The sequence below is a fragment of the Streptomyces sp. NBC_00459 genome (genome assembly GCF_036013955.1).
GTDB lineage: Bacteria > Actinomycetota > Actinomycetes > Streptomycetales > Streptomycetaceae > Streptomyces.
The window spans coordinates 6,795,119-6,820,254 of record NZ_CP107903.1 but is presented as its reverse complement, the minus strand read 5'-3'; the positions used below and the strand labels follow the sequence as shown (position 1 = coordinate 6,820,254).

Annotated in this window: 25 protein-coding genes; 8 read left to right on the top strand and 17 right to left on the bottom strand. The window is 69.1% G+C overall.

The genetic code is table 11. From position 1 onward, the window contains the following. The first annotated feature begins 104 nt into the window (after window positions 1-104). Window positions 105-1,313: an ABC transporter ATP-binding protein gene (locus OHN74_RS30300; RefSeq protein ID WP_327697744.1), complete on the top strand. Its 1,209-nt coding sequence runs from the start codon at window positions 105-107 to the stop codon at window positions 1,311-1,313. Then, window positions 1,310-2,170 carry an ABC transporter permease gene (locus OHN74_RS30295; protein ID WP_327697743.1) on the top strand — a complete coding sequence of 287 codons (861 nt, stop codon included), beginning with the start codon at window positions 1,310-1,312 and terminating at the stop codon, window positions 2,168-2,170. The genes OHN74_RS30300 and OHN74_RS30295 overlap by 4 nt, the downstream gene beginning before the upstream one ends. Before the next feature lie 52 nt (window positions 2,171-2,222). Here OHN74_RS30295 and OHN74_RS30290 read toward each other — a convergent pair whose 3' ends face one another. Then, the gene (locus OHN74_RS30290; protein WP_327697742.1) at window positions 2,223-2,558 is read right to left on the bottom strand and encodes an ATP/GTP-binding protein; all 336 of its coding nucleotides are present in this window, start codon (window positions 2,556-2,558) and stop codon (window positions 2,223-2,225) included. 277 nt (window positions 2,559-2,835) lie between these two features. On the opposite strand from OHN74_RS30290, the gene OHN74_RS30285 reads away from it, so the two are divergent. Next, window positions 2,836-3,864 (top strand): LLM class flavin-dependent oxidoreductase, encoded by a 1,029-nt coding sequence (locus tag OHN74_RS30285; protein ID WP_327697741.1) that lies wholly within the window; start codon window positions 2,836-2,838, stop codon window positions 3,862-3,864. A gap of 83 nt (window positions 3,865-3,947) precedes the next feature. On the opposite strand, the gene OHN74_RS30280 is transcribed toward OHN74_RS30285, so the two are convergent. Then, on the bottom strand, window positions 3,948-4,340 hold the full coding sequence (locus tag OHN74_RS30280) for an SCO5389 family protein (RefSeq protein ID WP_189149604.1): 393 nt from the start codon (window positions 4,338-4,340) through the stop codon (window positions 3,948-3,950). A gap of 299 nt (window positions 4,341-4,639) precedes the next feature. Here OHN74_RS30280 and nucS point away from each other — a divergent pair, with 299 nt between their 5' ends. Then, window positions 4,640-5,311: an endonuclease NucS gene (gene nucS / locus OHN74_RS30275; RefSeq protein ID WP_327697739.1), complete on the top strand. Its 672-nt coding sequence runs from the start codon at window positions 4,640-4,642 to the stop codon at window positions 5,309-5,311. A gap of 95 nt (window positions 5,312-5,406) precedes the next feature. On the opposite strand, the gene OHN74_RS30270 is transcribed toward nucS, so the two are convergent. The 3 genes from OHN74_RS30270 to OHN74_RS30260 form a co-directional block, all read right to left on the bottom strand. Continuing rightward, window positions 5,407-8,037 carry an ATP-binding protein gene (locus OHN74_RS30270; protein WP_327697738.1) on the bottom strand — a complete coding sequence of 877 codons (2,631 nt, stop codon included), beginning with the start codon at window positions 8,035-8,037 and terminating at the stop codon, window positions 5,407-5,409. A 236-nt stretch (window positions 8,038-8,273) separates the two neighbouring features. Then, window positions 8,274-8,597, bottom strand: coding sequence for an STAS domain-containing protein (locus OHN74_RS30265; RefSeq protein ID WP_006382151.1), 324 nt, complete (start codon window positions 8,595-8,597; stop codon window positions 8,274-8,276). A gap of 173 nt (window positions 8,598-8,770) precedes the next feature. Further along, window positions 8,771-9,619, bottom strand: coding sequence for a 3-hydroxyacyl-CoA dehydrogenase family protein (locus tag OHN74_RS30260; RefSeq protein WP_327697737.1), 849 nt, complete (start codon window positions 9,617-9,619; stop codon window positions 8,771-8,773). Window positions 9,620-9,822: 203 nt separating this feature from the next. Between OHN74_RS30260 and OHN74_RS30255 the strand changes: the two genes are divergently transcribed. Further along, complete coding sequence (locus tag OHN74_RS30255) at window positions 9,823-10,395, top strand: cob(I)yrinic acid a,c-diamide adenosyltransferase (protein ID WP_327697736.1); 573 nt, start codon at window positions 9,823-9,825, stop codon at window positions 10,393-10,395. On the opposite strand, the gene OHN74_RS30250 is transcribed toward OHN74_RS30255, so the two are convergent. Continuing rightward, window positions 10,312-10,941 (bottom strand): hypothetical protein, encoded by a 630-nt coding sequence (locus OHN74_RS30250; RefSeq protein WP_327697735.1) that lies wholly within the window; start codon window positions 10,939-10,941, stop codon window positions 10,312-10,314. The genes OHN74_RS30255 and OHN74_RS30250 overlap by 84 nt on opposite strands. A gap of 187 nt (window positions 10,942-11,128) precedes the next feature. Here OHN74_RS30250 and OHN74_RS30245 point away from each other — a divergent pair, with 187 nt between their 5' ends. The 3 genes from OHN74_RS30245 to OHN74_RS30235 all read left to right on the top strand — a co-directional run bounded on the left by OHN74_RS30245 (window position 11,129) and on the right by OHN74_RS30235 (window position 14,918). Then, the gene (locus OHN74_RS30245; protein ID WP_327697734.1) at window positions 11,129-12,313 is read left to right on the top strand and encodes a sensor histidine kinase; all 1,185 of its coding nucleotides are present in this window, start codon (window positions 11,129-11,131) and stop codon (window positions 12,311-12,313) included. Beyond that, entirely contained in the window at window positions 12,310-12,969 is a 660-nt protein-coding gene (locus OHN74_RS30240) for a response regulator transcription factor (protein WP_327697733.1), read from the top strand. Before OHN74_RS30245 ends, OHN74_RS30240 begins: the two co-directional genes overlap by 4 nt. Window positions 12,970-13,097: 128 nt before the next feature. Next, entirely contained in the window at window positions 13,098-14,918 is a 1,821-nt protein-coding gene (locus OHN74_RS30235) for a glycoside hydrolase family 18 chitinase (protein WP_327697732.1), read from the top strand. Window positions 14,919-14,994: 76 nt separating this feature from the next. Here OHN74_RS30235 and OHN74_RS30230 read toward each other — a convergent pair whose 3' ends face one another. From OHN74_RS30230 to OHN74_RS30180, 11 genes are all read right to left on the bottom strand, one after another. Then, window positions 14,995-15,441 carry a DUF2550 domain-containing protein gene (locus OHN74_RS30230; RefSeq protein ID WP_327697731.1) on the bottom strand — a complete coding sequence of 149 codons (447 nt, stop codon included), beginning with the start codon at window positions 15,439-15,441 and terminating at the stop codon, window positions 14,995-14,997. A gap of 163 nt (window positions 15,442-15,604) precedes the next feature. Then, on the bottom strand, window positions 15,605-15,979 hold the full coding sequence (locus tag OHN74_RS30225) for a F0F1 ATP synthase subunit epsilon (RefSeq protein WP_189149593.1): 375 nt from the start codon (window positions 15,977-15,979) through the stop codon (window positions 15,605-15,607). Window positions 15,980-16,108: 129 nt separating this feature from the next. Continuing rightward, window positions 16,109-17,545 (bottom strand): F0F1 ATP synthase subunit beta, encoded by a 1,437-nt coding sequence (gene atpD / locus OHN74_RS30220; protein ID WP_327697730.1) that lies wholly within the window; start codon window positions 17,543-17,545, stop codon window positions 16,109-16,111. Continuing rightward, the gene (locus tag OHN74_RS30215) at window positions 17,545-18,462 is read right to left on the bottom strand and encodes a F0F1 ATP synthase subunit gamma (protein WP_327697729.1); all 918 of its coding nucleotides are present in this window, start codon (window positions 18,460-18,462) and stop codon (window positions 17,545-17,547) included. The genes atpD and OHN74_RS30215 overlap by 1 nt, the downstream gene beginning before the upstream one ends. Before the next feature lie 20 nt (window positions 18,463-18,482). Next, complete coding sequence (gene atpA / locus OHN74_RS30210; RefSeq protein WP_327697728.1) at window positions 18,483-20,075, bottom strand: F0F1 ATP synthase subunit alpha; 1,593 nt, start codon at window positions 20,073-20,075, stop codon at window positions 18,483-18,485. 160 nt (window positions 20,076-20,235) lie between these two features. Next, entirely contained in the window at window positions 20,236-21,051 is an 816-nt protein-coding gene (locus OHN74_RS30205) for a F0F1 ATP synthase subunit delta (RefSeq protein WP_327700333.1), read from the bottom strand. Between the two features lie 2 nt (window positions 21,052-21,053). Continuing rightward, a complete protein-coding gene (locus OHN74_RS30200; RefSeq protein WP_327697727.1) occupies window positions 21,054-21,602 on the bottom strand; it encodes a F0F1 ATP synthase subunit B in 549 nt (182 codons plus the stop codon). Between the two features lie 44 nt (window positions 21,603-21,646). Beyond that, window positions 21,647-21,877 (bottom strand): ATP synthase F0 subunit C, encoded by a 231-nt coding sequence (gene atpE, locus OHN74_RS30195; RefSeq protein WP_105970730.1) that lies wholly within the window; start codon window positions 21,875-21,877, stop codon window positions 21,647-21,649. 72 nt (window positions 21,878-21,949) lie between these two features. Further along, entirely contained in the window at window positions 21,950-22,720 is a 771-nt protein-coding gene (gene atpB / locus OHN74_RS30190; protein ID WP_327700332.1) for a F0F1 ATP synthase subunit A, read from the bottom strand. A 273-nt stretch (window positions 22,721-22,993) separates the two neighbouring features. After that, the gene (locus tag OHN74_RS30185) at window positions 22,994-23,431 is read right to left on the bottom strand and encodes a hypothetical protein (RefSeq protein ID WP_327697726.1); all 438 of its coding nucleotides are present in this window, start codon (window positions 23,429-23,431) and stop codon (window positions 22,994-22,996) included. Between the two features lie 308 nt (window positions 23,432-23,739). Further along, window positions 23,740-25,089 carry an MraY family glycosyltransferase gene (locus OHN74_RS30180; protein WP_327697725.1) on the bottom strand — a complete coding sequence of 450 codons (1,350 nt, stop codon included), beginning with the start codon at window positions 25,087-25,089 and terminating at the stop codon, window positions 23,740-23,742. Window positions 25,090-25,136: the final 47 nt, after the last annotated feature.

The window sequence follows — 25,136 nt, the reverse complement described above, 5'->3', positions numbered from 1 at the left end:
CATTTTTAATACTCCTTGGGGGGAACCGTCAGCGTCCGGATAAGCTCCTAACCCTTACGGGGGCGTGTGCCCTGCTGTCCTGAATTTTTCGGTGGGTGCGGAGCATGATCGAGGCAGTCGGCCTGACGAAGCGCTACGGCGACAAGACGGCCGTGTACAACCTTTCCTTCCAGGTGCGGCCGGGATCCGTCACCGGCTTCCTCGGCCCGAACGGGTCGGGCAAGTCGACGACGATGAGGATGATCCTCGGCCTGGACCAGCCCACCTCGGGCCAGGTGACGATCGGCGGCTTCCCCTACCGCAGGCTGCCCAACGCCCCCCGGCAGGTCGGCGCGCTGCTCGACGCGAAGGCGGTGCACGGCGGCCGGTCAGCCCGCAGCCATCTGCTGTGCCTGGCGCAGCTCTCGGGCATCCCGGCGCGGCGCGTGGACGAGGTGCTGGGGGTCGTCGGGCTCCAGGACGTGGCCCGCAAGCGCTCCAAGGGGTTCTCGCTCGGTATGGGACAGCGGCTCGGCATCGCCGCCGCGCTCCTCGGCGACCCCCAGGTGCTGCTCTTCGACGAGCCGGTCAACGGCCTCGACCCGGAGGGCATCCTCTGGGTGCGCAACCTGATGAAGGCGCTCGCGGCGGAGGGCCGGACCGTGTTCGTCTCCTCCCACCTGATGAGCGAGATGGCGCTGACCGCCGACCACCTCATCGTGATCGGGCGCGGACAGCTGCTGTCCGACATGAGCATCAAGGACTTCATCTCCGCCAACTCGGCCGACTTCGCACGCGTACGCACGCCGGAGACCGAGCCGCAGCAGCGCGAGAAGCTGACGGCGGCGCTGACCGAGGCGGGCGGCCAGGTGCTGCCCGAGCAGGACGGCGCGCTGCGCGTCATGGGCCTGCCGCTGCACCGCATCAGCGACCTGGCACACTCCGCCGACGTACGTCTGTGGGAGCTGTCGCCGCACCAGGCGTCGCTGGAAGAGGCGTACATGCGGATGACGCAGGGCGCTGTCGACTACCGCTCGACCGTCGACCAGCGGGCCGGGCTCCAGCAGCAGCTGCCGCCGGGCGCGCAGCCGCCGGTGCAGATGCCGGTCCCGGGACAGGGACAGCCGGGCTGGTACGCCCCGCCGCCGCCCCAGCAGAGCGGTCAGCCGCCGTTCTCGGACCCGGGGCAGCACGGGCAGCCCGCGGGGCCGTACGGCGCCCCTGGCGGCCCCGGCGCTCCCGCCGGCGGCCACGAGAACCCGTACGCGCAGCCCGCCGCGCCTCAGCAGGCGCCCGCCGCTCCCGCCCTGACCAAGCCCGAGGACGCCCGATGAGCACGCCCCAGCAGCCCCCGACGCAGCAGCCGGCGCCGCAGGCCGCGCCCAACTGGCAGGCGGCGCCCGGCACTTCGTACGCGCCCTACACCTCGCCGATCCCGGTCACGCGTACGCACCTCGGTCATGCCCTGGCTTCCGAGTGGACGAAGATCAAGTCGGTGCGCTCCACGATGTGGACGCTCGGGGTCTTCCTGCTCCTCGTCGTCGGCATCGGCCTGCTGGTCGCCGCGCAGACGCAGGACGAGAACTTCGGGAACGTGCCCTACACCATCACCGCGTTCTTCGGGCTGGTCCTCGGGCAGATCTGCCTGATCACGCTGGGCGTGCTGGTCATCTCGTCGGAGTACGGCACGGGCATGATCCGTACGACGTTCACCGCCTCGCCGCAGCGCCACCGGGTGCTCGCCGCCAAGCTGATCATCTTCTTCGCGGTCGCGTTCGTCGTGTCCGCGTTCGCGATCGGTTTCGTCGGCCTGATGACCGAGGCGATGCACAGCGGCGACGAGGGCAAGGCGTGGGGCGGCACTGTCCTCATGGGCGCGCTGTACGTCTCGCTGCTGGGTGTGCTCGCCCTCGCGGTCGGCTCGATGCTGCGTCACTCGGCGGGCGCGATCACCGCGATGCTGGGCCTCGTCCTGGTGCCGGCGATCCTGCCCGCGTTCCTGATGCTGTCCGAGAGCCTGCGGACGATCGGCGAGAAGATGATGGAGTACAACGCGCCCAACGCCCTCGCCAAGATCTTCGGGCTCGACAACGAGAACGCCGCCGGCGGCGCACAGCTCGGCCTGCTCGTCGGAGTGACAGCCGCGGCGATCGTCGGCGCCTTCGTGCTGCTGGACCGCCGGGACGTGTGATTCACCCCAACGCGTGAACTCCCCCGACCGCTGGGCGAGTTCAGGAACCCGCTCAGAACCTCGGCGCGTTACGGGACCGCTGCACCCGCGTGGTGCGGCGGTCCTTCGCGTTCCAGCACGCCTTGTGCCAGTGCCGCCGGTCGTCCACACCCGCGTGCTCGGCCCACGCGACCACGTGCGGGACGCCGGACGGGATCAGCTGGTCGCAGCCGGGGCATCGGTACGTCTTGCCCTGGGCGCCGGCGCCCGCCACATGACGGACGTTCCAGCTCTCGCCCTGCCAGCTCTCGGAGGACTGGAAGCCGCCGTAGCGGCCGGAGTCGTCCTCGTCGGCGCTCCGGCCGGACGAGCCGCCAGGGCCTTGGGGGCGGTTGCGACGCGGGGACACAGGACACCTCACGGAGCGGTTCAGGGGGCACGGATCCCCTCCAGCCTACGCGGCACGATCCGGGGTAAAGATTAGTCACGGCCTCCGGATCCATCTCTCGAACCTTCTCTCGAATCCCCCGTCGGCTCGCCATCGGCACCCCGGCCTCTTCCGCCCGGCTGCTCGATTCTGCAGACAATCCGCCTATCTCTCCGCCAAGCCGTGACTTCGGCACGTGTCGAGCGGTTATGCCGTGCGGGGGAGCTCCGTGTCGGGGCCTAGGAAGCAGGAAAGAGCAATGCGCGTAGGAAGTTTTGTGCTGGCGGCCCAGTTCCCGGGCCAGGGCCAGGGGGAGGCGCTGCACCGGGCGGTCAGGTCCGCCGAGGTCGCCGAGGAGGCGGGTCTCGACACGGTCTGGCTGGCGGAGCACCACTTCGTGCCGTACGGCACCTGCCCGTCCGCGACGACCCTGGCCGCTCTGCTGCTGGGCCGCACCCGGCGCATCCGGGTCGGTACGGCGGTGAGCGTGCTGCCCACCACCCACCCAGTGGCGCTCGGCGAGCAGGCGGCGCTGCTGCATCTGACGTCCGGCGGTCGGTTCACGCTGGGCGTGGGGCGCGGCGGGCCCTGGATCGACCTGGAGGTGTTCGGGACGGGTGTCGAGGCGTACGAGAAGGCGTTCCCGGAATCACTCGATCTGCTGGTCCGCTGGCTGCGCGAACCGTCCGTGTCGGCCGACGGCGACCGCTTCAGGTTCCGTGAAGTGCCCGTCGTACCCAGCCCGTCGGAGTCGCTGACGGACACCGCGGGGCCGGAGGTCGTCGTCGCGTGCACCTCGCCGTCGAGCGTGCGGCTGGCCGCCGAGCGCGGACTGCCGATGCTCCTCGGGATGCATGTCGGGGACGAGGAGAAGGCCGAGATGGTCACCCTCTGGCGGCAGCTCGCGCGTGCGGCTGGGCGCTCGGGGGACGAGATCCGGAGCGCCGCCCATGTGTCGGCCGGTGTCTGCCAGATCGCGGACCGGCGCACGGACGCGGTCGAGACGCTGATGAAGGCGATGCCGGGCTGGCTGCGACAGGGGCTGGAAGCACATGTCACGGTGGACGGCAGGGCCCGTTCGATGCGGGACCCGGTGGCGTACACCGAACTCCTCTGCGGGCTGCACCCGGTGGGCACGGCCAGGCTCTGCGCCGACCGGCTCGCGGCGACCTCAGAACGGACGGGCATCTCACGCTTCGCCCTGCTCGTCGAGGGTTCCGGCGACCTGGCGGCCACCGAGGAGAACGTACGGCGGCTGGGCACCGAGGTGCTCGCCCAGTTGCGCTGAACACCCGGCTGCCGCAAGGAGCTTGCCGCCCCGTACAGAAACACCTCCCGCGTACGGAGCGGCAAGCCGGTGCCCTGATCGCGTCAGCAGTCCCGGAATTCCGGAGACTGGTTCAGCAACTGACTGCGCACCGAGGTGAAGCGGTCCAGCTTGACGTCGACCGAGGCGTCCAACGGGAACACCGCCACCCGGTGGCAGTTCTGGAAGGCCAGCCGGACACCGAAGTGCCGCTGCAGCGCGCCGCGTATCGCGTCACTCGCCAGTGCACGTAGCAACTGGCCCCGTGCCTGCTCGTCCGGCGGCGGCGTCTGGTTGTCGGCGAAGTCTCCGCCGTCCACCTTCAGCTGGGCCACCAGGGAGCTGATCATCTCCCAGGCGTAGGGCAGGGAGGTCCGGACGCAGTCGACGAAGGCAGCTTCGTCGACCTCGCCTCGCTCGGCCTGTTCGAGTAGGGCCGGTGAGACGTCGAGCGACATGAGTTCTCCTCTCGCACCCCCGGATCGCAGGGGTTGACGGACAGGGAAAGGGAGCCCGCGACACCGAGCACGCTCAGTACACGCATCGCGACCTCCCGGTTACTACCGTAGGCAACGGACCGTGACGGCACCAGGAAAACGCGGATACAGGACCGGTCAGAACCGTCCTCGTAGGAACACAATCAGCCAACAACGAACAGTTGCCTCTGGCATGTTCCTTCGGCCCACGGAGCCCTCGTCAGCACTTCTGAGGTGGGCGAATCGCGTGGACCACCGCGCGTCGAGTAGCGTTGCCGACCATGCGTCTCGTCATTGCGCGCTGTTCCGTGGACTACGCGGGCCGGCTCACCGCTCATCTCCCGTCGGCCCCCCGCCTCATCCTGGTCAAGGCTGACGGCAGCGTCTCGATCCACGCGGACGACCGCGCCTACAAGCCTCTCAACTGGATGTCTCCGCCCTGCACGTTGAAGGAGGGGGCAGGAGAAGAGGAGGGGATCTGGACCGTCATCAACAAGGCGGGCGAGAAGCTCATCATCACGATGGAGGAGATTCTCCACGACTCCTCGCACGAACTCGGCGTGGATCCCGGCCTGATCAAGGACGGCGTGGAAGCACACCTTCAGGAACTGCTCGCCGACCGCATCGAGACCCTCGGCGACGGCTACACCCTCATCCGCCGCGAGTACATGACGGCCATCGGTCCGGTCGACATCCTGTGCCGTGACTCCGAGGGCGCGACGGTCGCGGTGGAGATCAAGCGGCGCGGCGAGATCGACGGCGTGGAGCAACTCACGCGCTATCTGGAGCTGTTGAACCGCGACCCGCACCTGGCTCCGGTCCGCGGCATCTTCGCCGCCCAGGAGATCAAGCCCCAGGCCCGCGTCCTCGCCACGGACCGGGGCATCGGCTGCACGGTCCTGGACTACAACGCGCTGCGCGGCATCGAGGACGACAAACTGCGCCTGTTCTGACGCCCGTTCACGACTGTACGGCTCGGCAGGACCGCGTGGCTGTACGACGAAGGGGGCGGGCCCGTTGTCACGGGCCCGCCCCCTTCGTCGTGCTGTCAGATCACCGGCGTCGGCGCCTCGGTGTCGACGGGGGCACTCGCCGGCTCGCTCGCCGGCTCGGTTTGGACGGGGCTGGAGGCCGGGCCGCTGGCCGTGTCGGAGGTGTCCGGAGCGGACTCTGACGGCGACGGGCCGTCGGTCGGCCCGCTCGGTGTCGGCGTCGGTGTCGCCGTGCCGGACGGAGTCGGCGTGGGAGTACCAGGCGTCTCGGACGGAGGCGTCGGCGACGGCGTCACAGACGGCTTGGGCGACGTACCGCCGGTGCTCCCCCCTGTGCTGCTCCCGCCCCCGGGCGTCTTCGTCCCCGTAGGGTCGTCCGACGGCTCCTGGCCGTCCGTCGGCGGCGGCGTCGGGTCGTCCGAGGTGCCCATGGTCCCGTCGGGGCCCGGGTCGGTCGGCCGGCTGGTGGCCGTACCGGTGTCGCCGTTGCTGTCGCTGCCGCCGTTGTCGGCCTTGTCCGCGCCCAGGCTGTCGTCGTCGTCGCCCGGACTCGCGGACGGGTTGACGCCGACCTGGTCGGACGGCGCGTCGTTGTGGTTCGAGGTCGCGCCCAGCGTCACCACCGTGCCGAGCACCGCCGCGAGCAGGGCGCCCGCGCCGACCGCCACGAGGTTGCGCCGGGCACCGCCCACGAGCCGCCGGACGCCCGAGACCTTGTGCGCCCCGCCGCCCCCGGACCGGGACGCGATCACGGTCGGCGCGAAGTCACCGCCCCCGTAGCCGGAACCGGAACCCGTACCGGAAGCCGAACCGGAACCGGCGGGCGACGCCTGGAGCGGCGGGTAGCCCGCGGCCCCGAAGACGGCCGGGATGCCGCCGGGCGGCGACGCCGACTCCTCGTACCGCGCGTCCGGCACCTCCTCGCCCGCCGTCGAACCCGTGCCGAAGCCGAGGCCAGGGGTGTCGCCGGCCCGGTCGGCGGCCAGGGTGAGGGCGCGCCGGCCCGCGACCGTCCCGCGCTTGTCGGCGAGGGCACCGCGCAGGCCGATGGCGGCCTCCAGCTCGCTACGAGCCCGGTCGAGCTGTTCACCGCAGAGCGCGAGGATGCCCAACTCATGGTGGAAATAGGCGCGTTCCGAGACCTCCCCGGCGAGCCGGGCGGCCTCGGCGCCGGAGTGCAGGACGTTTTCCCAGGCACTCCAGTACAGACCGGCCGCGAAGGCGGGCGCCGCCGTGCGGGCCAGTTGCACGGCCGTGCTCTCCTCGTCCTCCCCCGGCGGTGTGGTCACGGGGACCAGCACGTCCAGGGCGGCGAGCAGGGCGTCGGCCTCGGCGCAGACCCGCTCGGGGGTCACGGACGGGTGCCCGGCCCACCAGGCGTAGTGCTGGGCCGCGGTGAACGCCCGGTCCTGGGCTCCCTCGCCGTATCCGGCGGCCTCCAGCTGGGTCCGCACCCCGGCCGCGAGCCGGTAGTGGGAGCCCACCGGGGAGACCAGCGCACAGCCGAGCAGCTCACCGAGGGCGGCGTCCGCGTGGGTGTCGCCGACCAGCGCGGGCAGATGCGCCTGGTGGGGCACCTCACCGCCGAGCGCCACGGCGAACCGCAGGGTCTCCCGCGCGGACACGCTGAGCCGGGAGGCGAGCAGCGGGGCGGGCGCGGCACCCTCGGCGAGCGAGGGCAGCGGTACGTCGTCCTCGTCATCGGTGTCGAAGGGCGCGTCGACCGGGACATCGACCGGAACGTCCTCGAAGACGCCGAACTCGTCGAAGGCGTCGGCGCGGGCACGCAGTTTGTCGCGCTGCCTGAGCAGGGCGCCGGCCTGGACGAACCGCAGGGGCAGGCCCTCGGACTCGAACCAGAGGTCGCCGGCCCAGTTGGCCTCCTCCTCGGTGAGGACGCGGCCGACGGCACGCTCCAGGAGTTCCAGACCGCCGGCCCGGTCGAGTCCGTCGAGGAACAGTTCCTCGATCAGCGCGTCGGCGGACGGCGCGGGCACGTCGGGGGTGGCGCTGACCAGGAAGGCGCACTCGGGGGTCGCGTCGAGGAGTTCGTCGAGCGCGGCGCCGCCGAACTCCACGTCGTCGAGTACGACGACCGCGCCGGCCTCGCGGACGAGGGCGCGCAGTTCGTCCGGTTCCGGCCGGTACAGAGGTGCGCTGTAGACGGCGTAGAAGAGGTCGTAGAGCAGGTCTGTCTGGGTGCGGTGGAAGCCGGTGAGGCGGACCACGCCGTCGGGCGCGAGGTCCGCGCAGTCCGCGGCCACGGCGTCGAGGAGCGTGGTGCGGCCGGAGCCGGCCGGGCCGGTGAGGCGTACGGAACGGCCGCGGGCCAGCAGCCGCACCAGCCGTTCGCGCTCGCCGTCGCGCTCCAGCAGCGGCAGTTCGGGCTGTGCGGGCCCGGGCGGTACGGGTGGTCTGGCGGCGCGGGTGATCTCGACACGTTCGGCCGCCGTGAACTTGGCGGGCCGACCGGGCCGTTCGCCGGGCGGGCAGATCTCTATCTCGCTGCCGTCGACGGGGTTGACCGTGAGCAGGTAGTCGCCGGAGACGAGCTGCGCCGTGCGGGCGAGCGCCGGCGTGTGCTGGCCGAAGTCGTTGGTGAGGGCGTCGCGAGGCGGGCGCTGACGCGGCGTGCTGCCGTCGGCGTCGTGGCCGTACTCCTCGGAGCCCTGGTTGTTCGGGTCCATAAGGTTCAAGCCCCCCAAAAGCGTCGTGTGCGGGTCGACAGGACCCAGGCCCCTCCCGGCCTTGCTGCACACTGCGCTGTCGCTTCTGGTCCGGGCCCGCTCGTGGGATGTCAGGCAGCGGGCGACCGAACCCTAAACCTTCGCACAGTATCTATGACAGGCCGGGGTACCGCGCCGTCCGAGACGTCACAGTCTCGTGAGGATTGTTCCTGAAGCGCGTTTTCACACCCACCGGTTCACACTCTGGGCAGCGACTCCACCCCGATGCCACCCTCGATCGCCAGGATCCGGTGCAGCCGGGTGGCGACCAGCAGTCTCTGCATCTGCGGTGGTACGTCGCGCAGCACGAGCCGTCTGCCGCACCGCCCGCACCGCCGGTGGGCTCCCATGATCACCCCGAGTCCCGTGGCGTCCCAGGAGTCCAGCTCGGACAGGTCCAGCACGAGATCGCCGACGCCCGTGTCGACGGCCGTATGAAGGACCGTACGGGCGTCCGCCGCGCTGCGGACGTCGAGGCGGCCCCCGACGACCAGCTCGGCGTGGTCGCCCCTGATGTACATATGCGCTCCCGTGAGTGCGTGTCGTGCTCCGCGTCGGTAGGTGATGCAACGTCTGACTGCCTGAGGGGCGGTCAGGTTGCCGTCTGTGAGCGAACCGATACTCAATTCACCCCACAGGGTGATACCCCAGGGGTTCGTGCGGTTTCCGTGCCTGTTGACTACTGCGGTACTGCTCAGTGCTTGTAGAAGCCCTGCCCGCTCTTACGGCCGATGTCACCGGCGTCAACCATCCGGCGCATCAGCTCCGGAGGAGCGAACTTCTCGTCCTGCGACTCTGTGTAGATGTTGCTGGTCGCGTGCAGCAGGATGTCGACCCCGGTGAGGTCGGCGGTGGCCAGCGGGCCCATGGCGTGCCCGAAGCCGAGCTTGCAGGCGAGGTCGATGTCCTCGGCGGTGGCGACACCGGACTCGTACAGCTTGGCCGCCTCGACGACGAGCGCCGAGATCAGCCGGGTCGTCACGAAGCCGGCGACATCCCGGTTGACGACGATGCAGGTCTTGCCGACCGACTCGGCGAACTCCCGTGCGGTGGCGAGGGTTTCGTCGCTCGTCTTGTAGCCGCGGACCAGCTCGCAGAGCTGCATCATCGGCACCGGCGAGAAGAAGTGCGCGCCGACGACCCGCTCCGGGCGGTCGGTGACGGCGGCGATCTTGGTGATCGGGATGGCGGAGGTGTTGGAGGCGAGCACGGCGTCGTCGCGGGCGATCTTGTCGAGCGCGCGGAAGATCTCGTGCTTGACCTCCAGCTTCTCGAAGACCGCCTCGACGACGATGTCCGCGTCGCCGACGGCGTCGAGGTCGGTGGTCGCGGTGATCCGCCCGAGGGCGGCCTCCGCGTCCTCCGCGGCCAGCTTGCCCTTGCCCACGAACCTGTCGTACGAGGACTTGATGCCGTCGGTGCCACGGGTGAGCGCTTCGTCGGTGACATCGCGCAGTACGACGTCCCAGCCCGCCTGGGCGGAAACCTGGGCAATGCCGGAACCCATCAGGCCGGCTCCGATGACGGCAAGCTTCCGTGCCACTGTGCGACTCCCCTGACGCGCTGTTTACGTGTGCCTCGTGTAGTGGGCCTCTTCGGCGGACCCTAGCGGTCGTGAGGGTGCTGTGTGACCGGTAAGTAATGCGCGTCACGTCTCATCTGGCGGACATCACACCGACGTGGCTCATTCGGCCCCTCGGACGGCCTAGTTGAGCGGCGGCCGGAGGTCGTCACTACCCTGACCCCATGGTCAATCTGACGCGCATCTACACCAGGACCGGCGACAAGGGCACCACCGCCCTCGGTGACATGAGCCGGGTCGCCAAGACCGATCTGCGGATCTCGGCGTACGCCGACGCCAACGAGGCGAACGCGGTGATCGGGACCGCCGTCGCCCTCGGTGGGCTGGCGGAGGAGGTCGTCAAGGTGCTGACGCGCGTGCAGAACGACCTGTTCGACGTGGGCGCGGACCTGGCGACGCCGGTGGCCGAGAACCCGGAGTTCCCTCCGCTGCGGGTCGAGCAGTCCTACGTCGACAAGCTGGAGGCGGACTGCGACCGGTTCCTCGAAGACCTGGAGAAGCTGCGCTCGTTCATCCTGCCCGGCGGCACCCCCGGCGCGGCCCTGCTGCACCAGGCGTGCACGGTCGTACGCCGGGCCGAGCGCTCGACCTGGGCGGCCCTGGAGGTTCACGCCGAGGTGATGAACCCGCTCACCGCGACCTATCTCAACCGCCTATCGGACCTGCTCTTCATCCTTGCCCGCACGGCCAACAAGGAGGTCGGGGACGTCCTCTGGGTCCCGGGCGGGGAGCGCTGACCGCTCCTCGTGCCCGGCCGGCGCCCTCTTCGGCCAGATCGTGTACGTCAGCGCGATCAGACCGTGGATGCCGACGACCCTGAGCGCCGTCCCCTGGAAGGACCGCAGCGACGAGGTGTCCCCGTCGCCGACGTACCAGACCGCCGCCTGGAGCAGGGCGCACGCGACCGCCGCCATGACGACCGTACGCAGCCACAGGCGGCCCTCGTGGCGGGCGCGGGCCATCCCGTACCGGGGTGGGCCCGGCGGACGCGGGGCGCCGGCCAGGCGGTGGGCGGCGTGGCCGTCGAGCCGGCGGATCGTGTAGTGGCCGTACGCCACCGTGAAGCCGATGTAGAGCGCGGCCACGCCGTGCTCCCAGCCCGGTTCGGCGCCGTTCCTGAGGTCGATCGCCGTGACGACGAACAGCACGAGTTCCAGCAGCGGCTCGCAGAGCAGCAGCGCCACGCTTGTGCGACGCCACTTCAGCAGGTAGCGGGCGGCCAGGCCGAGTGCCAGCAGCACCCAGAAGCCGACCTCGCAGGCGATGATCAACGCGACGATCACGACTCGCTCCTCACAGGAGAATCCGGGAGCCCCCGGAACATGGGGATTCGGTTCTCCTTCCAGGCTCCCGGCGGGACGGGCCGGAATCGTCGTCGGCGGTGAGGAGGTCCCGGTACATCGAAAGATGCAGTTGGGGACCCTTCCCGGGGATCAGGCGGGCGGCGCCCGGGCCGTGTTGGATGGAGTCATGGCCCCGCGACTCCCCCGCCCGCACCGCGACGACGTGCGCATCGCACTCGCGGGGCTGCTCGGCGGGCTCCTGATCTGGGGCGTCGGTCTCGGCACCCGTACGGCCGGTGATCCGCTCGTGCTCCTGGACGGGCGCTGGCCGATCCTGCTGCCGCTCGTGGTGACCGCCGGCTGCGAACTGTTCCGGCGGATCCGGCCGCGTACAGGCCTGCTGGTCGGCACGGCCGCGCTGACCGTGGACGTCCTCACGCAGGGCAACCTGGGCACGGTCGTGATGTTCACGGACCTCGTGTACGCGGCCGTGCTGTACGGCCCGCCCGCCACCGCGCGCCGGGTCCCCCGGATCACCGGGCTGCTGTCGGTGGCGGCCGCGATCGTGCCCCTCGCGATCTGGCGGGTGCCGCAGGCGCTGCTCATCGGGGTGGTCGTCGGCATCGTGGCGTTCACGCCCGCCGCCACCGGCCTGATCGTGCGCAACCACCGCGACGCCGCCGACTCCGCCCGGCTGCGCGCCGAACAGACCGCGCTGCTGGCCGAGTTGGACCGCACTCAGGCGGTGACCTCCGAACGGGCGCGGATGGCGAGGGAGTTGCACGACATGGTCGCCAACCACCTCTCCGCGATCGCAATCCACTCCACGGCCGCGCTCTCCATCGACGACCCGGACACCTCGAAGCGGGCCCTGGGCGTCATCCGCGAGAACAGCGTGGCGGGACTGGCCGAGATGCGCCGCCTGATCGGCATCCTGCGCGACAGCGGCGGCGACCTGGAACCGGCGGCGGCCCCGACGCTGGACTCCCTCGGCGCACTGGTCGACGGCGCCCGCGTCAACGGCCTCGACGTCACCCTCGACACCGACACCGAGCACGGGACCCTGCCGGCCCCGGTCGAGCTGGCCGCGTACCGCATCGTCCAGGAGTCCCTGACCAACGCGCTCAAGCACGCCTCCCCCGGCCGGGTCTCGGTGGCGCTCACCCGGCGGGGCTGCTCGCTGAGCGTCGCCGTGACCAGCCCGTACGGCGATCACGGCAGCCCGCGCGCACCCGGCTCGGGTGCCGGTCTGGTCGGGATGCGGGAGCGGGTCGCGCTGCTGGGCGGCACCTTCGCGGCGGGACCGGACGGCGCCCACTGGGCCGTGCGCGCCACGCTGCCCCTCACCGAAGCCGAAGGAGAAGACGTATGACACAGGCCGGAGCGCCGGTCCGGGTGCTCGTCGCCGAGGACCAGTCAGCCGTACGAGCCGGACTCGTCCTCATCCTGGGCAGCTCACCCGGCATCGAGGTGGTCGGGGAGGCGTCGGACGGTGAGCAGGCGGTGGCTCTGGCCCGTGAGCTGCGGCCGGATCTGGTACTGATGGACATTCAGATGCCGCGCCTGGACGGGGTGTCGGCGACCCGGCAGGTGGTTTCCGAACGGCTGGCCGACGTCCTGGTGCTGACCACCTTCGACCTCGACGAGTACGTCTTCGGGGCACTGCGCGCGGGAGCGTCCGGCTTCCTCCTGAAGAACACGGAGGCGAGGGACCTGATCGAGGCGGTACGGACGGTGGCGCGCGGCGAGGGTCTGATCGCCCCCGCGGTCACCCGGCGCCTGATCGCCGAGTTCGCCTCCGGGCCGGCACGGGAGCCGAGGGCCGACCCCGCCGTGCTGGACGCCCTAACCCGCCGCGAGCGCGAGGTGCTGTCGTGTCTCGGCGAGGGACTGTCCAACGCGGACATCGCGACCCGCCTCGACATGGCGGAGGCGACGGTGAAGACGCACGTCAGCCGGTTGCTGGGCAAGCTGGAGCTGCGGAGTCGGGTGCAAGCGGCGGTACTGGCTCAGGAGTTGGGGGTTTAGCGACTCTGCGGAGGCTTTCCGCGAAGTGGTCCAGACCTATTGACCCGTGGTCCAGACCTTCCTATTCTCGCGGCACTGTGGGTGCGAAGGCTCAGTCGCGCCCCCTGACACCTCCAAGGAGGCGCGGCATGCGCTTCGGACAAAGATGTACGGCAGGCCTGACAACCCTGCTGCTCCCCCTCGCCGCCCTGGTGGGCCTGGCGAGCCCGGCAGAGGCGGCCACCTCGGCCACCGCGACCTACGCGAAGACCCAGGACTGGGGCACCGGCTTCGAGGGCAAGTGGACGGTCACCAACACCGGGACCACATCCATCAGTTCATGGACGGTCGAGTGGGACTTCCCCTCGGGTACGTCCGTCACCTCGGCCTGGGACGCCGACGTCACGTCCAGTGGCACCCACTGGACCGCCAGGAACAAGTCCTGGAACGGCACCCTCGCCCCCGGCGCCGCCGTCTCCTTCGGCTTCAATGGTGCCGGCTCCGGCGCCCCCGCCAACTGCAAGCTGAACGGCGGCAGTTGTGACGGCGGCTCGGTCCCCGGCGACAACGCCCCCTCGGCGCCCGGCACTCCGACCGCTTCCGGCATCACCAACACCTCGGCGAAACTCAGTTGGAGCGCCGCCACCGACGACAAGGGCATCAAGAACTACGACGTCCTGCGCGGCGGCACCAAGGTCGCGACGGTGACGGCCACCTCGTACACGGACACGGGTCTGACCGCCGGTACGGACTACTCGTACACCGTCCAGGCCCGGGACACCGCCGACCAGACCGGCCCGGTGAGCGGCGCGGTCGCCGTGCGCACCACCGGCGGCACCACCGACCCGCCCACCGGGAACAAGGTCAAGCTCGGCTACTTCACCGAGTGGGGTGTCTACGGCCGCAACTACCACGTCAAGAACCTGGTGACCTCGGGCTCGGCGTCCAAGATCACGCACATCAACTACGCCTTCGGCAACGTCAAGGACGGCAAGTGCGTCGTCGACGACACCTACGCCGCCTACGACAAGGCCTACACCGCCGACCAGTCGGTCTCCGGCGTGGCCGACACCTGGGACCAGCCACTGCGCGGCAACTTCAACCAGCTGCGCCAGCTGAAGGCCAAGTACCCGCACATCAAGGTGCTGTACTCCTTCGGCGGCTGGACCTACTCCGGCGGCTTCACCCAGGCCGCCGCCAACCCGGCCGCCTTCGCCGCCTCCTGCAAGGCGGTCGTGGAGGACCCGCGCTGGGCGGACGTCTTCGACGGCATCGACATCGACTGGGAGTACCCGAACGCCTGCGGCCTGACCTGTGACACGTCGGGTGCCGCGTCCTTCAAGAACCTGATGTCGGCGCTGCGTTCGCAGTTCGGGGCGAACTACCTGGTCACCGCGGCCATCACCGCCGACGGATCCTCCGGCGGCAAGATCGACGCGGCCGACTACGGCGGGGCCTCGGCATACGCCGACTGGTACAACGTGATGACGTACGACTACTTCGGCGCCTTCGACGCGGACGGCCCGACCGCTCCGCACTCGCCGCTCACGTCGTACGCCGGCATCCCGGCCGCCGGCTTCAACTCCGCCGACGCCATCGCCAAGCTGAAGGCGAAGGGCGTCCCGGCGGCGAAGCTCCTGCTGGGCATCGGCTTCTACGGCCGGGGCTGGACCGGCGTCACCCAGTCCGCTCCCGGCGGCACGGCGACCGGCGCGGCCCCGGGCACGTACGAGGCGGGCATCGAGGACTACAAGATCCTGAAGACGTCCTGCCCGGCCACCGGCACGATCGCCGGCACCGCCTACGCGTACTGCGGCAACAACTGGTGGTCGTACGACACTCCCGCGACGATCGCCGGCAAGATGACCTGGGCCAAGAACCAGGCCCTCGGCGGCGCGTTCTTCTGGGAGTTCAGCGGCGACACGAGCAACGGGGAGCTGGTGAGCGCGATCAGCGGCGGCCTGGCGTAGTCACCGGAACGGCAGCAGGCGGCGGGGAAGGTGCGTATACGCACCTTCCCCGCCGCCCCCGTATGTCAGGTCAGAGTCAGGCCACGTTCACCTGTTGCCCGGGAGGCGCCGCCTCCAGCCAGGCCAGGAAACCGGTCAGCGCGTCGTCGCTCATCGCCAGCTCCAGCCTCGTCCCCCGATGGAGACAGGCCAGCACCACCGCGTCCGAGAGCAGGGCCAGCTCCTCCTCGCCGTCGGGGGCGCGACGGCCGGCCACCTCGATCGACGAGCGTTCCAGGACTCGACGAGGACGCGGGGAGTACGAGAAGACGCGGTACCACTCGATCCGGTCGCCGTTGTAGCGGGCGACACCGTAGCCCCAGCCCTTGCCGCTGGGGTCGGGTTTCTCGGGTACGTCCCAGCGGAGGCTGCAGTCGAACGTACCGCCGGAGCGTTGGATGAGCCGACGGCGCAGGCCGAAGACGAACAGACCCACCACCACGAACGCCACTACCAAGCCGCACACAGTCAGAGCGAGGATCATCGACACCGACCTCCTCGTCTCCTAGGTAACGGAAAAGAAAAAACATCCGGATTCGCCTCAGCCGCGGCCAGGACCGGCGCTAACCGGTCCCAGCCGCGGCTGAGGCAAAGCATCCACTGGGGCTCCCCCAGTGCCTGAAGGGCCTGGGAGGTACCCCCTGTGGTCAGCGCGCCGCCACGGCCCGCAGTCGGACGTCCGCACGCCGCTCGGCGGAGGCGTCGCCCTCCGCCTTCGCGCGCTCGAGCTCACGCTCCACGCGCTGGACGTCGATCTCGTCCGCCAGCTCGGCGATCTCCGCCAGCAGCGAAAGCTTGTTGTCCGCGAACGAGATGAAACCGCCGTGCGCCGCGGCGACGACCGTTCCACCATCACTCGTACGGATGGTCACCGGGCCCGACTCCAGCACACCCAGCAGCGGCTGGTGACCGGGCATGACGCCGATGTCGCCGGACGTGGTGCGCGCGACGACCAGGGTGGCCTCGCCGGACCAGACCTGGCGGTCGGCAGCGACCAGCTCGACGTGCAGCTCAGCAGCCAAGGTTGGCTCCTCGGGTCACCACCCGGCCGTTGTGCCGGGTGTTGGGATCAATTCTAGTGGTAGTGCGGAGAGGGGCAGGACGCACCCCGCGAAGGGTGCTCCCCTGCCCCTCTCCCAAGAGCACGGGGGTCAGGAGACGCCCAGCTCCTTGGCGTTGGCCTTGAGGTCCTCAATGCCACCGCAGAGGAAGAACGCCTGCTCCGGGAAGTGGTCGTAGTCGCCGTCGATGATCGCGTTGAACGCGGTGATCGACTCGTCCAGCGGCACGTCCGACCCGTCGACGCCGGTGAACTGCTTGGCGACGTGGGTGTTCTGGGACAGGAAGCGCTCGACGCGACGGGCACGGTGGACGGTGAGCTTGTCCTCCTCGCCCAGCTCGTCGATACCGAGGATCGCGATGATGTCCTGGAGGTCCTTGTACTTCTGGAGGACACCCTTGACACGCATCGCCGTGCTGTAGTGGTCCGCCGTGATGTAGCGGGGGTCCAGGATGCGGGACGTGGAGTCCAGCGGGTCCACGGCCGGGTAGATGCCCTTCTCGGAGATCGGACGGGAGAGAACCGTCGTCGCGTCGAGGTGGGCGAACGTGGTGGCCGGGGCCGGGTCGGTCAGGTCGTCCGCGGGGACGTAGATCGCCTGCATCGAGGTGATCGAGTGACCACGGGTCGAGGTGATGCGCTCCTGGAGGAGACCCATCTCGTCGGCCAGGTTCGGCTGGTAACCCACCGCGGAGGGCATACGGCCGAGCAGGGTCGAGACCTCGGAACCGGCCTGGGTGAAGCGGAAGATGTTGTCGATGAAGAACAGCACGTCCTGCTTCTGCACATCGCGGAAGTACTCCGCCATGGTCAGACCGGCCAGGGCCACGCGCAGACGGGTGCCCGGGGGCTCGTCCATCTGGCCGAAGACCAGCGCGGTCTTGTCGATGACGCCGGAGTCCGACATCTCCTCGATGAGGTCGTTGCCCTCACGGGTGCGCTCGCCGACACCGGCGAACACGGAGACACCGTCGTGGTTGTTGGCGACGCGGTAGATCATCTCCTGGATGAGCACCGTCTTGCCGACACCGGCACCACCGAACAGACCGATCTTTCCACCCTTGACGTACGGGGTGAGAAGGTCGATGACCTTGACGCCGGTCTCGAACATCTCGGTCTTCGACTCGAGCTCGTCGAAGCGCGGGGCCTTGCGGTGGATGGACCAGCGCTCGCCCGAGTACGTCTCGTCGGAGTTCAGTACCTCACCGAGGGTGTTGAACACCTTGCCCTTGGTGAAGTCACCGACGGGGACGGTGATGCCCGTACCCGTGTTGGTGACCACGGCCTGGCGGACCAGACCGTCGGTGGGCTGCATGGAGATGGTGCGGACCAGGCCGTCACCCAGGTGCTGGGCGACCTCCAGGGTCAGCGTCTTCTTCGCGCCGTCGAGGGCCGGGTCGGCCACCTCGACGTGAAGGGCGTTGTAGATCTCCGGCATGGCGTCGACGGGGAATTCCACGTCGACGACCGGGCCGATGACCCGGGCGACGCGGCCCGTGGCAACGGCCGTCTCAACTGTCGTCGTCATTACCTGTCACTCCCCGCGGTCGCGTCGGCCAGGGCTGCGGTGCCACCGACGATCTCGCTGATTTCCTGGGTGATTTCGGCCTGTCGGGCCGCGTTGGCAAGTCGGGAGAGCGTCGTGATGAGGTCTCCCGCGTTGTCGGTGGCCGACTTCATCGCGCGCCGTGTGGCGGCGTGCTTGGAAGCGGCCGACTGGAGCATCGCGTTGTAGATACGGCTCTCGACGTACCGCGGCAGCAGGGCGTCGAGGACGTCCTCCGCCGACGGCTCGAAGTCGTACAGCGGAAGGATCTCGCCCTTGGCGGACGACTCCTCCACGACCTCGTCGAGGCGGAGCGGCAGCAGACGGCCGTCGACCGCGTTCTGCGTCATCATCGAGATGAACTCGGTGTAGACGATGTGGAGTTCGTCCACGCCGCCGTCCGCCGTCTCCTTCTCGATGGCCTCGATGAGCGGGGCCGCGACCTTCTTGGCGTCCGCGTACGTGGGCTGGTCGGTGAAGCCCGACCACGACTCCACGACCTTGCGCTCGCGGAAGTTGTAGTGGGCCAGACCGCGGCGGCCGACGATGTACGTGTCGACCTCCTTGCCCTCCGCCTCAAGGCGCGCCGTCAACTGCTCGGCGGCCTTGATCGCGTTGGAGTTGAAGGCGCCGGCCAGACCGCGGTCGCTCGAGAGGAGCAGGACCGCGGAACGGGTCGGCGTCTCCGCCTCCGTGGTCAGCGGGTGCTTGGTGTTCGAGCCGGTACCGACCGCCGTGACCGCGCGGGTGAGCTCGGTCGCGTACGGCGCGGAGGCCGCCACCTTGCGCTGCGCCTTGACGACGCGCGAGGCGGCGATCATCTCCATCGCCTTGGTGATCTTCTTGGTCGCGGTGACGGATTTGATGCGACGCTTGTAGACCCGGAGCTGGGCTCCCATGAGTCAGGTCCCTTCCGTCGTCACTTGGCCGTGGCGGCCGGCGCGTCTTCGCCGAGAAGCTTGCCGTCCGAGGTCTCGAACTGCTTCTTGAACTCCGCGACGGCGTCACCGATGGCGGTGATGGTGTCGTCCGACATCTTGGCGCCCTCCTTGATGGAGGTCATGAGGCCCTGCTCCTTGCGGTGCAGGTACTCCAGGAGCTCCTTCTCGAAGCGGCGGATGTCGCCCACCGGCACCTCGTCCATACGGCCGGTGGTGCCGGTCCAGATGGAGACGACCTGGTCCTCGGTGGCCATCGGCTCGTACTGAGCCTGCTTGAGCAGCTCGACGAGTCGCTGACCGCGCTCCAGCTGCGACTTCGACGCGGCGTCCAGGTCGGAACCGAAGGCGGCGAACGCCTCCAGCTCGCGGTACTGGGCGAGGTCGAGGCGCAGTCGGCCGGACACCTGGCGCATGGCCTTGTGCTGGGCCGAACCGCCGACGCGGGAGACGGAGATACCGACGTTCAGCGCGGGGCGCTGACCGGCGTTGAACAGGTCCGACTCCAGGAAGCACTGGCCGTCGGTGATGGAGATGACGTTGGTCGGGATGAACGCCGAGACGTCGTTGGCCTTCGTCTCGACGATCGGCAGACCGGTCATCGAGCCCGCGCCCAGCTCGTCGGAGAGCTTCGCGCAGCGCTCCAGCAGACGGGAGTGGAGGTAGAAGACGTCACCCGGGTAGGCCTCACGGCCCGGCGGGCGGCGCAGCAGCAGGGACACGGCGCGGTAGGCGTCGGCCTGCTTCGAGAGGTCGTCGAAGATGATGAGGACGTGCTTGCCCTCGTACATCCACTGCTGGCCGATGGCCGAGCCGGTGTACGGCGCCAGGTACTTGAAGCCGGCCGGGTCGGACGCCGGGGCGGCGACGATGGTCGTGTACTCCAGCGCGCCGGCCTCTTCGAGGGCGCCACGCACGGAGGCGATGGTCGAGCCCTTCTGACCGATGGCGACGTAGACGCAGCGGACCTGCTTCTTCGGGTCGCCCGAGCGCCAGTTGTCGCGCTGGTTGATGATCGTGTCGACGGCCAGAGCGGTCTTGCCGGTCTGACGGTCGCCGATGACCAGCTGACGCTGGCCACGGCCGATCGGGGTCATCGCGTCGACGGCCTTGTAGCCCGTCTCCATCGGCTCGTGCACCGACTTGCGCGCCATGACGCCCGGAGCCTGCAGCTCCAGGGCGCGACGACCGCTGGTCTCGATCTCGCCGAGGCCGTCGATCGGGTTGCCGAGCGGGTCGACGACGCGGCCGAGGTAGCCCTCGCCGACGGCGACGGACAGGACCTCACCGGTACGGGTGACCGGCTGGCCCTCCTCGACGCCGCTGAACTCGCCGAGGATGACGGTACCGATCTCGCGCTCTTCGAGGTTGAGCGCGAGACCGAGGGTGCCGTCCTCGAACTTCAGCAGTTCGTTGGCCATGGCCGAGGGAAGGCCCTCTACCTTCGCGATGCCGTCGCCGGCAAGGGTGACCGTACCGACCTCCTCGCGCGAGGCCGCGTCCGGCTTGTACGACTGGACAAAGTTCTCCAGCGCATCCCGGATCTCCTCCGGCCGGATCGTGAGCTCCGCCATCTGGGTTCCCTGCTCTCCTTGTTGGGCCCGAAGTTTCACTTGGGGGGATGGGGACTCCCCCCAAAAAAGAGGTGAATCCTCTGCACGGCCCAACCAGGGCCGCATTCAAGTACGTACTACGAGTATTGAGTTGCTGCGTGCTGTGTGGCTGCCGGGCGAGCTAGCTCGCCATGCGGCGGCCGGCGTCCTCGATGCGGTCCGCGATGCTGCCGTTGATGACTTCGTCGCCGACCAGCACCCGGATCCCGCCGAGGACCTCGGGGTCCACATCCAGGTTCAGGTGCATCTGACGGCCGTAGAGCTTCGCGAGGGCGGCGCCGAGGCGCTGCTTCTGCGGGTCGCTCAGCGGAACCGCGGAGGTGACGACGGCGACCATGCGGTCCCGGCGCTCGGCGGCGAGCTTGGACAGGGACTCGAGTCCCGATTCCAGGCTACGTCCCCGCGGCGCGGTCACAAGGCGCGTCACCAGACGCTCGGTCGTGGCTGCGGCCCTGCCGCCGAGCAGGCTGCGCAGCAGCTCGCTCTTGGCGCCGATGGTCGCGGCACGGTCGGTCAGCGCGGCGCGCAGCTCGGTGTTGGAGGAGACGATCCGGCCGAACCGGAACAGCTCGTCCTCGACGTTGTCGAGCGCGCCCGCCTGCTGGGCGGAGGTGAGGTCGGCGATGTCCGCCAACTCCTCCATCGCGTCCACAAGGTCGCGCGAACGCGACCAGCGGGAGCGCACCATGCCGGCCACCAGGTCGGTGGTGGGCCCTCCGACCTGGCTGCCGAAGAGACGCTGGGCCAGCTCGGCCTTGGCCTCTCCGGACTGCGCCGGGTCGGTGAGGACCCGACGCAGCGACACCTCGCGGTGCAGCAGCGCGGTGACCGAAGCCAGCTCGTCGGACAGCTTCTTCGCGTCGGCGGACGTCGAGTCCGTCAGCGCGTCGAGACGCTCCCGTGCGGCGGCGGCAGCCTCGCGACTGGCTCCGTGCACGGTCATCGAGTCGCCTCGGCCTTCTCCTCGAGGTCGTCGAGGAAGCGGTCGATCACGCGGCTCTGCCGGGCGTGGTCCTCAAGGGACTCGCCGACGAGCTTGCCGGCCAGCTCGGTCGCGAGCTTGCCGACGTCCTGGCGGAGCGCGGACGAGGCGGCCTTGCGGTCGGAGTCGAGCTGGGAGTGACCGGCGGCGACGATCTCCTCGCGCTGCCGCTGGCCTTCCGCGCGCATCTCGGCGATGAGCGTGGCACCCTGCTCCTGCGCCTCCTGGCGCAGTCGCGCGGCCTCGTGCCGGGCCTCGGCGAGCTGAGCCTTGTACTGCTCAAGAACGCTCTGGGCCTCGACCTTCATGGCGTCGGCCTCTTCGATACCGCCTTCGATCGCCGCGCGGCGCTCCTCCAGAACCTTGTTGATGTTCGGAAGCAGCTTCTTCCAGAAGAAGAAGAACACGATGGCGAAGGCGATGGCGCCGACAAGCAGCTCGGGGCCGGGCGGGATGAGCGGGTTCTGCTCTTCCTCGGCCGCCAGCTGTACCAGGTTGGCGATCACATCAGTGCCTTTCCTTGAAAGGTTTCGATCGTCGATACGTCGGTCTAGTAGACGAACGGCATGACGATGCCGATGAGGGCGAGCGCCTCACAGAACGCGAAACCGAGGATCTGGTTGGCACGGATCAGACCGGCCGCTTCGGGCTGGCGGGCCAGCGCCTGGGTGCCGTTGCCGAAGATGATGCCGACGCCGACGCCGGGGCCGATCGCGGCGAGGCCGTAACCGATGGAACCGATGTTGCCTTCGACAGCGGCGAGGGTCTCAAGGGCAGCCATGCTGATTCTTCCTTCTCTTTCAGGACCGGTGGGGGTTGGCCACCGGACGTTCTGGGGCTGAGGGGGATCTGCTCAGTGGTGCTCTGCGAGAGCGCCCTGAACGTAGGTGCAGGCCAGCAGCACGAAGACGTATGCCTGGACGGCCTGAACGAAGAGCTCGAAGCCGATCATGACCACGGCCATCACGAAGGAGACACCGGCGGCCGGCACCATCCAGCTGTTGAGCAGGTACCAGGAGGCGACCGTGAACATGACCAGCATCAGGTGGCCGGCGAACATGTTGGCGAAGAGTCGCACTGCGTGCGTGAACGGCCTGACCAGCAGGTTCGAGAAGAACTCGATGACCATCACGAGCGGCAGCACCGGGCCGAGCGACTTGTCGTAGCCGGTGATGTTCTTGAAGAAGCCGACGAAGCCGTGCCTCTTGAAGGTCAGCGAGACCCACACCAGGTAGACGATGGCGGCCAGCACCATCGGGTAGGCGATGACCGAGGACACCGGGAACTGTGCCAGCGGGATCACGGACCAGATGTTCATGATCCAGATGAAGAAGAACAGCGAGACCATGAAGGGGACGAACTTCTCGCCCTCCTTCTTACCGATGGTCTCGTAGACGATGCCGCGGCGTACGAAGTCGTAGCCGGCCTCGCCGATCATCTGCAGCTTGCCCGGGACCACCTTCGCCTTGCCGAAGGCAAGCGTGAAGAAGGTGACGACCAGGAGGCTGGTGACGATCGCGAGGAGCATCACCTTGTTGAACTCGAACCCGCCGACCGTGGCGATCGGCTTGAAGAGGAACGAGTGCAGGCCCGGAGCCGGGAAGCCACAGCCGTTGTCGGACATGATCCGACAGCTCCAGTCAAAGGCGAGCTGGGTCTGGTCAGCACTCACCACGGGCTCCTTCGGCGTGACGCATGGGTACGGCAACCTCGTTGTGTCGGCGCGGCGCGCAGCCGCGGTTCGGCACTGGACTGGTGAAACGGATGTGGGGGCGGCTGTGGGGCATCAAGCCTCGCGATTGAGCAGGCGTCAGCTCAGATGCCCGCGCCCGCGATGCCGCAGTTGGCACCGGACGATAGCAGGATCTCTCACACCCGCTTATCCCGGCCCTACCTCTCACGAGGAGTGCCCCGTCTTCTCGGGCCTGTCCCCCACCGTGGAGTCGGGCTCGACATAGAGGATCTTCGCCTTCATGTGGGCCCGCGCCTGCGCCGCGATCCAGGCGAGCGTGCCTGCGAGCAGCGTGAGCGCGAAAGCCCTGGGGTTGAACAGCGTCGTGTTCTTGAACGCCGAGACAAAGATGAACAGCAGAAGAATTTGGGCCGCGTACAGCATCAGTCCCATTGCCTGGAACAGATGCGGAAGCGTTTTGGCAGTGCGCTGCAGAACGTAAAGCCCGATACCCATGAAAAGAATCACGATCAGCGTCGCGACGACCGCCCCGATCGCTCCTTCGACACCCGCGACCACAGCGCTGACGACGGCGGCAAGCGCACCGACGGCAGCTGTGGGCACAGCGGCTTGAAGCAGGATCCGGGCGTCATTGGACGGCATGGCGGCAACTCCGCTTTCACAGGGGGGCAGGTGTCGTCATGGACGAGCGTAGTCCCCGGGTCGAGCAGAGAAACTCGCGCCAATGGACCGTCGCACTGCGGTCCTTCGGCTCTGTCCGGGGTTCTCGTGAACCGTATCACAAACTATTTGATGAGGTCTTTACCTGGATGGTGTGCTCGGTGTCACACATGAGAGTGAACCTGCCCACCTGTGCAGAATCCGCGCCGACTTGTCTGGTATTGGGGCGCTTTAGCCTCTCCGCGCTCCCTCTGTTTCAAGCAAAGCCTTAGTCAGATTCTTACCTTGCGTCAGCGCGACGACCCGGCTTTACGCCGGTCAAGAAGCCGCGAACGGGGGCCGATCGCCGTCGCCCCGTTGACTCCCGAGACGCCGGCCCGCACGGGAGCACGGTGTTCCGGAGCGGCCTCCTCGTCGGCCGTGGCCGGCACCGAGGCGGCGGGCGCCGTCGCCGCGGCCTCCTCCGTCGTACGGCCGCGCCGGTAGCGCGGCGGCACGAACCGCTCGGCCCAGCGCGGGGCGCGCGGCGTGAAGCGGGGCAGCAGCAGGAGTACGAGTCCGATCGCGCTCAGTGCCACCACACTGAGGACGATCCACATGGACGCGTTGTTGACCGAGTAGGACAGAGCGCCGAAGCCGATGAGCGCCGACCAGAAGTACATGATCAGGACGGCCCTGCTGTGCGAGTGCCCGACCTCCAGCAGCCGGTGGTGCAGATGCCCCCGGTCGGCCGCGAACGGCGACTGTCCGCGCCAGGTGCGCCGCACGATGGCCAGCACCAGGTCGGCGGCCGGGATCGCGATGATGGTGAGCGGCATCAGCAGCGGGATGTAGACCGGCACCATCTGGTGCACGGTGTTGCGCTCGGACCCGGAGAACAGGTTCATCGCGTCGGGGTCGATCTGCCCGGTGATGGAGATCGCGCCGGCGGCCAGCACCAGCCCGATGAGCATCGACCCGGAGTCGCCCATGAAGATCCGGGCGGGATGCATGTTGTGCGGCAGGAAGCCGAGGCACATGCCCATCAGGATCACCGAGAACAGGGTGGCCGGGGCGGCGGCCTCGATGCCGTAGGAGACCCAGACCCGGTAGGCGTAGAGGAAGAACGCCGCCGACGCGATGCACACCATGCCGGCCGCGAGGCCGTCCAGGCCGTCGACGAAGTTGACCGCGTTGATGGTGATGACGACCAGCGCCACCGTGAGCAGGGTGCCCTGCCACTGGGTCAGCGCGACGTTGCCCACGGACGGGATCGGCAGCCACAGGATCGTCAGACCCTGCATGACCATGACGCCGGCGGCGATCATCTGGCCGCCCAGCTTGATCAGGGCGTCGATCTCGAACTTGTCGTCCAGGACGCCGATCAGCCAGATCAGCGCGGCGCCGGAGAGCAGCGCCCTCGGCTCGTTCGAGTTCTTGAAGACCTCGTGGAGGTTGGTGAGGTGGTCGGCGACCAGCAGTCCGGCGCACAGCCCGAAGAACATCGCGATCCCGCCGAGCCGCGGAGTGGGTTCCCGGTGCACGTCACGGGCCCTGATCTCCGGCATCGCTCCGGCCACGATCGCGAACTTCCGTACCGGCCCGGTCAGCAGATACGTCACCGCGGCCGTGATGCAGAGCGTCAGCAGGTATTCACGCACAGGCTTCCCCACAGGTCTCGCTGGCCATCCCAGGTCCCACACCCTAG

Excerpts from the sequence above, each read along its gene's own strand:
- OHN74_RS30300 (WP_327697744.1), top strand. The coding sequence starts at position 105 with ATGATCGAGGCAGTCGGCCTGACGAAGCGCTACGGCGACAAGACGGCC.
- OHN74_RS30295 (WP_327697743.1), top strand. The coding sequence starts at position 1,310 with ATGAGCACGCCCCAGCAGCCCCCGACGCAGCAGCCGGCGCCGCAGGCC.
- OHN74_RS30285 (WP_327697741.1), top strand. The coding sequence starts at position 2,836 with ATGCGCGTAGGAAGTTTTGTGCTGGCGGCCCAGTTCCCGGGCCAGGGC.
- OHN74_RS30280 (WP_189149604.1), bottom strand. The coding sequence starts at position 4,340 with ATGTCGCTCGACGTCTCACCGGCCCTACTCGAACAGGCCGAGCGAGGC.
- nucS (WP_327697739.1), top strand. The coding sequence starts at position 4,640 with ATGCGTCTCGTCATTGCGCGCTGTTCCGTGGACTACGCGGGCCGGCTC.
- OHN74_RS30270 (WP_327697738.1), bottom strand. The coding sequence starts at position 8,037 with ATGGACCCGAACAACCAGGGCTCCGAGGAGTACGGCCACGACGCCGAC.
- OHN74_RS30265 (WP_006382151.1), bottom strand. The coding sequence starts at position 8,597 with ATGTACATCAGGGGCGACCACGCCGAGCTGGTCGTCGGGGGCCGCCTC.
- OHN74_RS30255 (WP_327697736.1), top strand. The coding sequence starts at position 9,823 with ATGGTCAATCTGACGCGCATCTACACCAGGACCGGCGACAAGGGCACC.
- OHN74_RS30245 (WP_327697734.1), top strand. The coding sequence starts at position 11,129 with ATGGCCCCGCGACTCCCCCGCCCGCACCGCGACGACGTGCGCATCGCA.
- OHN74_RS30240 (WP_327697733.1), top strand. The coding sequence starts at position 12,310 with ATGACACAGGCCGGAGCGCCGGTCCGGGTGCTCGTCGCCGAGGACCAG.
- OHN74_RS30235 (WP_327697732.1), top strand. The coding sequence starts at position 13,098 with ATGCGCTTCGGACAAAGATGTACGGCAGGCCTGACAACCCTGCTGCTC.
- OHN74_RS30230 (WP_327697731.1), bottom strand. The coding sequence starts at position 15,441 with ATGATCCTCGCTCTGACTGTGTGCGGCTTGGTAGTGGCGTTCGTGGTG.
- atpD (WP_327697730.1), bottom strand. The coding sequence starts at position 17,545 with ATGACGACGACAGTTGAGACGGCCGTTGCCACGGGCCGCGTCGCCCGG.
- OHN74_RS30215 (WP_327697729.1), bottom strand. The coding sequence starts at position 18,462 with ATGGGAGCCCAGCTCCGGGTCTACAAGCGTCGCATCAAATCCGTCACC.
- atpA (WP_327697728.1), bottom strand. The coding sequence starts at position 20,075 with ATGGCGGAGCTCACGATCCGGCCGGAGGAGATCCGGGATGCGCTGGAG.
- atpE (WP_105970730.1), bottom strand. The coding sequence starts at position 21,877 with ATGGCTGCCCTTGAGACCCTCGCCGCTGTCGAAGGCAACATCGGTTCC.
- atpB (WP_327700332.1), bottom strand. The coding sequence starts at position 22,720 with ATGTCCGACAACGGCTGTGGCTTCCCGGCTCCGGGCCTGCACTCGTTC.
- OHN74_RS30185 (WP_327697726.1), bottom strand. The coding sequence starts at position 23,431 with ATGCCGTCCAATGACGCCCGGATCCTGCTTCAAGCCGCTGTGCCCACA.